Here is a 7,376-nt window from a genome sequence, read left to right on the forward strand (position 1 = left end):
TATTGTCTCGGATGATTCACTTTTACCCCCTCACTCCGTGTATGTGCCAGTTGGGGGTGCGGAATGTGGGATTGAAAACAAACAATTGAAAACAAAATTTGAATCCGCCGAATATAATTCGGGGCTATACAAACAAAGTCCGCCTACGCGGACTAAGATAAAAGCAAAATTGCCTGCGGCTAAAGCACTTTTGACTTCATCCAAGCAGCGGGGAGACACCGCAGTTTCTGATAATTGCTAACATAAGCCCGCTTCTGAAACACATCATATTGATTGCGTTCGATCGCATTTAAGATTCTGCTGTAGAGCATTGTAGCAGCCCAAACAGTCCAGCGAATATCGGGACTGAGCACTTTAATTCCCGGTTCCGCGCTGGCGTATAATTTGCGAGCTCGCTGAATTTGAAACCGCATCAATTCCCGCCAGCGGTTGTCAATTACACCGTTGAATAAATCTTCTTCGGTGTAGTTAAACAAGGCTAAGTCTTCTAAGGGAATGTAAATGCGGCCGCGGCGGGCGTCTTCTCCGACATCGCGCAGAATATTAGTCAACTGCTTGGCAATACCGAGGGAGATGGCTTCTTCTTTGGGAATTCTATTCCCCCAGTGCCAATTCCAGTTAGCAGCGGAGTTCGATTCGCCTACACCCATGACAGACATCGACATCAGCCCGACAGTACCCGCTACTCGATAACAGTAAAGATTGAGCTCTTCAAAAGTTTCGTAGCGGCTGCGGTACAAGTCCATTTGCTGGCCCGCAATCATCTCTCGAAACGGCCCAATGTCGATCGGGAAACGAGACAGCGTATCCACCAAAGCTACGTCGTAGTCGTCGTGAGGATGGCCCGCAAACACAGATTCTAGGCGTTTTTCCCACAAATCCAGGGTTTCAGGGGTCGTTGCATCAGAACCCGGCCCGTCTACGAGTTCGTCGGTGCGGCGGCACCAGACGTAAATCGCCCAAATCGCCCGACGCTTGGCTTCGGGCATGAGTTGAGTGCCTAAATAAAAATTTTTGGCATAACTCGCCGTGACTTGGCGGCACAGTTCGTAAGAGTCATCCACAGAGGCCAGAGTTCTCATGCACTGGAGTTTTGACAGTTGCAGCATCCGAGAATAAGAAATTTAAAGATTAGAACTGATTTTCCCCCGTTTAGAAAACGGGAGATTTTTTACGTCTTTATGAAAAATTCTTAATTTTTCATTGGTTATTGGCCGTTGAAATAGCCTGCGCTGTCAGCTTACCAGAAAGCACGGCACCTTCCATACTCGCAAGATAACGCTGCATTGTATAATCCCCCGTTAGATAGAAATTGCTAATGGGAGTTGTTTGTGTGGGACGGCACTGCTGGCGTCCGGGAGTGGCTTTGTAGACGGAACGTGGGGTTTTGACTACGTGATATTTGAGCAGTTTGGCTGGTTCTGGGATTTGATCGGGAAAGAGTTTTTCTAACTCGACCATTGTGGCTGCGACGATATCTTCGTCAGATTTGCCGATCCAGTCTTTGGCCGGTGCTAAAACCAGTTCCAGCATTGATTTGTCTGGGTTGGCATATTCGCGGCAGGTGTTGCTCATGTCGGCGTAGACGCTCAGCAGGGGCGATCGCGAGAACAGCAAATGGTCGATATCAGTTAATTTGCGATCGAACCACAAGTGTACATTAATGACGGGTACTCCCTCCAAACCTTCGAGCTGTTTGAAATAATCCATTTCGCCCCAAGGTTTCGGCATCATCAGCTTCAGCGGGTCAACCGGCATCGCGGAAACGTAAATATCGGCGGTCAGAATTTCTGACTCTGCCCCTTTTACTCCCCGAATGTGGAAGCCCCGCACCGTGTTGTCATCGTTGAGCAAAAACTCCCCGATGGGTGCATTCAGCCGGACTTCACCACCGCGCTCAGTTATGTAGTCTACCATCGGCTGACACAACCTCTCTGTGGGGGAACCGTCTAAGAAGGCCATTTTCGAGCCGTTTTTCTCTTGCAAGAAGCGGTTGAGGGCTGTCAGCAGTATGGTTGCGGATATTTCGTGGGGGTCGATGAAGTTGAGCGCCTTGGACATGGCGATGAATACTTCTTTTTCGACTCTGGGGGGGACGTTTTGCTTTTTCAGCCAGTCGGAAAACGAGTATTTGTCCATTGCTTCGACATAGTTTTGACCCTGAAGCATCGCCGGAATCAAACCTATACCAAAGCGGATTTTTTCGGGCCAGGTGAGCATATCGTTGTTGCTCAGGATGGCTGCGACGCCGTTGAAGGGAGCCGGAAGGTCGGGAAAGTCAAAGCGGGAATAGGTTCCGGGGGTTTCCGGCTGATTGAAAATCATCGAGTGCTCTTTCCATTGCAGCCGGTCTTCGATGTCAAGTTCTTTGAAGAGTTGGAGCATATTCGGGTATGCACCGAAGAAGATGTGGAGGCCGGTTTCGTACCAGTCGCCGTCTGCATCTTTCCAGGCGGCTACTTTGCCGCCGAGTACGTCCCGACTTTCTAGGAGGATGGGGGTGTGGCCCGCGTCGGTAAGATATTTAGCGCAGGAAAGTCCTGCTAAGCCTGCTCCGGCGATCGCAACTCGCATTTGATACTACTTGGCCTCTGTGTTCGCTTCGGTTTAATTATACTTTACAACTTGTTACATTTTTTGGGGAAATGGGGAAGGTGGAGGTGAGGGGTGCGGGGCGAGGAGGTGGTCAGAAACCGGGTTTTTTACGAACATACTTCGTTGTGACCCATAAATTCGGTAAAAAACCCGGTTTCTTTGGTGTGTATGCCTAATTCCTGATTAACGAAAATCTAGCAAGTTTTGATATCATAAATTAAGAGCGAATTTTGATCAATTGCTTAAATTTATGGTACAAACAATTCAAGCTAGAAATGTCGCGCTGAACGATTTGGAAACCAACTTCAAAATTGAGTGGGTTGAGGATGACCAATTCTTTCGCGAGTGGCAAGATGATTTGCCAGAAATCAGCGATTATGAAAAACAGCGGCTGGACAGAGTGAAGGCAAGTTACAGGAATTTGCTCAAACATCCGCCACTTCTAGAAAATACAGTCAAAATGGTTGTGCTGTCTCCTTTTTTGGATTTAGCTGATTTTTATCTGGCTCCTTTTCATGTTACTTCCGAAAAATCTGTAGAAATTGTGGACGAAGATGAAGGAATGATTGTCAGTGGACAGTTGGATGTTTTGGCTTTGTTTCGGGAGTTTTGGGTAGTAGTTATTGAATCTAAGAAAGCGGCGTTTTCTTTGGAGGTAGGCATCCCGCAGTTACTAGCTTATATGTTAGCTAATCTGAATAGCGATCGACCTACTTACGGATTGTTAACGAATGGGTCTAGTTTTATGTTTGTCAAGTTAGTTAAGCGGGAAGCACCGCAGTACGCTTTTTCGCGCTGGTTTTCTATGTTCAATCCGGGGAATGATTTGTACAGCGTGCTGAGTATTTTGAAGCGCCTCGGTGAGTTGAATGTTGGCAATATAGTTTAGTGGGGGAATCAGAAACCGGGTTGTTGCGAAAATCTTTGATTTTCACCCGCAGATTCGGTAAAAAACCCGGTTTCTTTGCCACAAACTGCGGTTCAGAAACCGGGTTTTTGCGAAAATCTTTGGTTTTCACCCGCAGATTCGGTAAAAAACCCGGTTTCTTTGGTTGGAGTGCATAAGTCCTGAAATGGATGATTTCAGGTTCGCCCGGTTATGCCGCAAAGGTGCGATATGCTTCCTGTCCCCCCCTTGTTAAGGGGGGTTAGGGGGGATCTCCAGATTATCCCGCAAAGGTGCGATAGGCTGCTAATGCTGCTTGTTTGACGGCTTCGGGGACGATCGGAAAAGTAGTCAAAATATACGCAAATTCGGCTTCGGTTAAGCCGTAAAGGTGGGCGATGATGCCGTCTAATTCGGCTCGCAATTGAGCGCGTTCTGTTTCATCGGTAACGCCTTCTCGGTGGGAGTTTAAGCCGACTTCTTGGGCTAATTCGTCAAATTCTGGGGCAGTGCAGATTAGTTTGGCGGCGCGCTGTACGATGTCGGTGAAATATTTGTCACCTGATGTTAATCTTGGTACTCTGAGAGAATACATGAAGTGCATATCGAGATGTGCTGTAATACGTTTGCGAATTTCATAATCAGCAACAAATGAATTGAAAATTGCTGTAATAACTACAGTAGTTATGTAAGGAAGAATGGTCTTAACCGTCTGAGCGGTATCAGCACAAAAACGATTTCGAGGAAGCACACAAGCAATTAAACTACGTTGATCAGTATTTCTGCCTATTCGTCTATGCACTAAACGATAATCTTGATAGGAAAGTTTTTGCTCTATATCTTGTACTTTACCAAGAATTTTTGATCGTCCTTCATCCAAGTCAATGTAATATTTTGGTAAGGCAAAACTATGTTGAAACTGGTGAAACATATTACCTTGCATCAAAGGAACCAAACCTTGGCCTGATTCTGTTTTAAATAAATGACTGTCATTAGTCATGTGAATTTCTTGACTTAACCGCAGATTCCATTTCCCCTCAATCTGTTCGCCCAGCAAAGGGAATTGCAGCATTTTCTCAGCAATGCGAATATCCCCCTCATTTTTAAACTCCATCACCGACAGAGAGTCAGGAGATAACTTTCGCACTAATTCAACGTTAACTTGCAAGCTATCAGCACTAGGAAACCTTTGCAGTTCATCCACATCAACACGCATAAAAGCTGAGGGAAACTCAGTTGTTATCCCATCCTTCTCAAAAGTAAGAACAACTATTTTGAAACTCTTATGAACTCCTTCAAAAATGGTTTTCCGATTTTCTAAACAAAATAGCCCCGTAACTTTGGTTTGACTAAATAACATCTCCCGCAGTTGCTTAGTACCCAAGTCAGTGTAAATTCCGCTAGGAATCACAATCCCGCACTCGCCACCGCTGCGTAAGAGATTAAAACATTGTTCTACAAAAAGTTTGTAGAGGTTAATATCCGTACCTGCTTTTTTACCATTGACAATCGAAATTTGATTTTTGTACTGTTCCGCTGAACGATAGTAAGCACTAATATGAGGATAATTGCTCTGATATTCCAACCAAGCATTAGAAACCTCAATATCTTGCAAGAGTTTCTTTTGCTCTTTCTCAAAACTCTTAATATCCATCTTCTTTTTCGTCACTAAGTTGCTATAACTAGCAAAAAACTCCTTAGCATCTGGCTTAAATATTTCCCAAGGTGGATTAGTAATAATCGCATCAAAACCGCCCCGTTGATGCAAAATTTCATCAAACTCATAGCCCCAGTGAAAAGGCTTCAAAGCTTCTATATCAGCGAGAGTCAGGGTACGCTTAATCGGCTTACCGCTAACCTGTGCTTGTTCAAACTTAATTTTTAACTGCTTGAAATCTTCCAACAAAATCTTATTAATATTTTCGATAGCCGGCGCTTTCTTTTCGGCAATTTCATCTCGTAAACTCTGCAAGTTTTGGCTATAGGTAGTCGCATGACGGTAAATAGAGATTAGACGGTTTTTCTCCTCTAATACTTGTCTGTATGTCTTGTGAAACAAATTTAACTGAGTTCCACTTCCTTCATATTCTGCGTCATCCACCCGCAGTAATCCAATTAAGGAATTGCCCGCCATGATGTTAAAATCAATATTCGGCAACGGTTCCAAGTCGTTGACATTCTGCGCCGCCGAAACTAAGGCCAAAAACAGTCGCAATTTAGCAATTTCCACTGCTTCCGGCATGATATCTACGCCGTAGAGGTTATCGCTAATAATCCGTTTTTTGATATAGTAGTTGAGTGAACTATGGTCTGCTTCGATGTCTTTTAGGTAGTCATTGAGGTAACGATCATTTAAAAATTTGCTTGTACCTATGACTGTTGAATAGATGTAAATCAGGGTTTTCATCGCTGCAACTAAAAACGCGCCGGAACCGCAGGCTGGGTCTAATAATGTTAGGTTGGGGAGGATTTCTGTTAGCAGGCGGCGGCAGAGATTGGCGTCGAGATTGGTGAGGAGTTCGGTGATAGTTTCAAATTTACGGGGAATTGGGAATTGGGCATCGGGCATGGGGAATTGGGCATGGGGTAGGCACGGGGGCACTACCCCTACAAAACCTGGGTTTTCCTCTGTAGGGGCGGTGCCCCCGTGCCCGCCCTCATTAATTTTATCGAGGATTAGTTTGTTGATTGTGCGATCGCACAAATATTCAGTAATCTCCGGCCTGGTATAATAAGCACCAAAGGCTTTTTGGTTAATGTATTTCTCAAAGATGTATCCCAAAACCGCCGGATTAATTTCGTTTTCCTTCCCGCCCACTGTATCGTCAAGATTCCAAGAATAGGCGGCAAATAACTTAAATATTTTCTCAAAAGCAGCATCGGGTATAGCGATATTCGGATAATTTTGTTCGATGGGATGTTCGAGAAACAGTCCGCCATTCAAATATTTAACATCGCCGATTAATTCTTTAACGCCTTCCTCCCGCAAATCTAGAGGTTTAGCAAATCCATCAAAAAACAGTGTTTTCAAGAATTGCGAGTAAAATAAATCCGTTCCCCGCTGCTTGCTTTCGGCTAACTTTTCCTGCAAATACAGCATTTTGCCGCTGTCGATAAATCCTTTGCGCTGCAAAAAATAAACAAACATCAAACGGTTGAGTAAAACCGAAGTATACCAGCGCCTATCTGTTTCTTTGTCAATGCCGCGAATCACACTTAAAAATTCAACGTGTTGCTGTTTAAACTCTTCAAAAAACTTTTTAGTTACTCGTTCGACATCCAAGCCAGCCTGCAATCTTTGGGCGACATCAATCACCGAAAGCGTTTCTAATTCTTCTAAATCAACCTTTAAAGCCGTCACTTTACTCAGCAGCAAATCGCAAGGTTCGCGTTTCACGTATACATGATCGCGGGGATAAAGTTTTGTACCTTCACGCTTCACCCAATACCAGAGACATTTGGTGCGATTTTCATCAATAAAAATCAATAGGTTTTCGGCGGAAATTTGGACAATTTCGCGATAAATTGTCAGTCTTTCGGCGCTGTTGGGGATATTTCCGCTATCGGCGATAATTTCATATACAACTACTCCGTTAAGTTGGGAAATGGCTTTTCGGGAATAAGTCTCGCCTTCTATTTCTAAAGATACGGTTTTGTGGGAAGATGGATTATCCCAACCGAGTTTTTGGACGAACAATTTGTTGAATTCAAAGTCTTGGAGAAGTTCGCGGGATTCTTTAAGTGTTTGTGGCATGGTTATATATGAAGGAATAAGGGAGAACTGTAGTAGGGACACGGCACCGTGTCCAAGGCGTGTCAAATTAACGTTAAACCGAGAGTCAGATAGTCCGACAGTCCGACAGTCCGACAGGGGTTGAAACCCCTGTCTCAAAGC

At 44.6% G+C, this 7,376-nt stretch carries 4 protein-coding genes; 1 reads left to right on the top strand and 3 read right to left on the bottom strand.

The window, feature by feature from the left end:
- Positions 1-179: 179 nt before the first annotated feature.
- Positions 180-1,109 (bottom strand): 15-cis-phytoene synthase CrtB, encoded by a 930-nt coding sequence (gene crtB / locus QUB12_RS05295; RefSeq protein ID WP_333138327.1) that lies wholly within the window; start codon positions 1,107-1,109, stop codon positions 180-182.
- A gap of 91 nt (positions 1,110-1,200) precedes the next feature.
- Positions 1,201-2,574, bottom strand: a complete 1,374-nt coding sequence (pds, locus tag QUB12_RS05300; protein WP_333305793.1) for a 15-cis-phytoene desaturase — start codon at positions 2,572-2,574, stop codon at positions 1,201-1,203.
- Between the two features lie 271 nt (positions 2,575-2,845).
- On the opposite strand from pds, the gene QUB12_RS05305 reads away from it, so the two are divergent.
- Positions 2,846-3,484: a restriction endonuclease subunit R gene (locus QUB12_RS05305; RefSeq protein WP_333305795.1), complete on the top strand. Its 639-nt coding sequence runs from the start codon at positions 2,846-2,848 to the stop codon at positions 3,482-3,484.
- 277 nt (positions 3,485-3,761) lie between these two features.
- Here the strand turns inward: QUB12_RS05305 and QUB12_RS05310 are convergent, their stop codons facing one another.
- On the bottom strand, positions 3,762-7,235 hold the full coding sequence (locus tag QUB12_RS05310) for an Eco57I restriction-modification methylase domain-containing protein (protein WP_333305797.1): 3,474 nt from the start codon (positions 7,233-7,235) through the stop codon (positions 3,762-3,764).
- Positions 7,236-7,376 lie beyond the last annotated feature (141 nt).

This window comes from Microcoleus sp. B7-D4 (assembly GCF_036705125.1).
Classification (GTDB): Bacteria; Cyanobacteriota; Cyanobacteriia; order Cyanobacteriales; family Microcoleaceae; genus Microcoleus.

Coding starts and splice junctions, on each gene's coding strand:
- QUB12_RS05310 (WP_333305797.1), bottom strand. CDS start 7,235: ATGCCACAAACACTTAAAGAATCCCGCGAACTTCTCCAAGACTTTGAA.
- crtB (WP_333138327.1), bottom strand. CDS start 1,109: ATGCTGCAACTGTCAAAACTCCAGTGCATGAGAACTCTGGCCTCTGTG.
- pds (WP_333305793.1), bottom strand. CDS start 2,574: ATGCGAGTTGCGATCGCCGGAGCAGGCTTAGCAGGACTTTCCTGCGCT.
- QUB12_RS05305 (WP_333305795.1), top strand. CDS start 2,846: ATGGTACAAACAATTCAAGCTAGAAATGTCGCGCTGAACGATTTGGAA.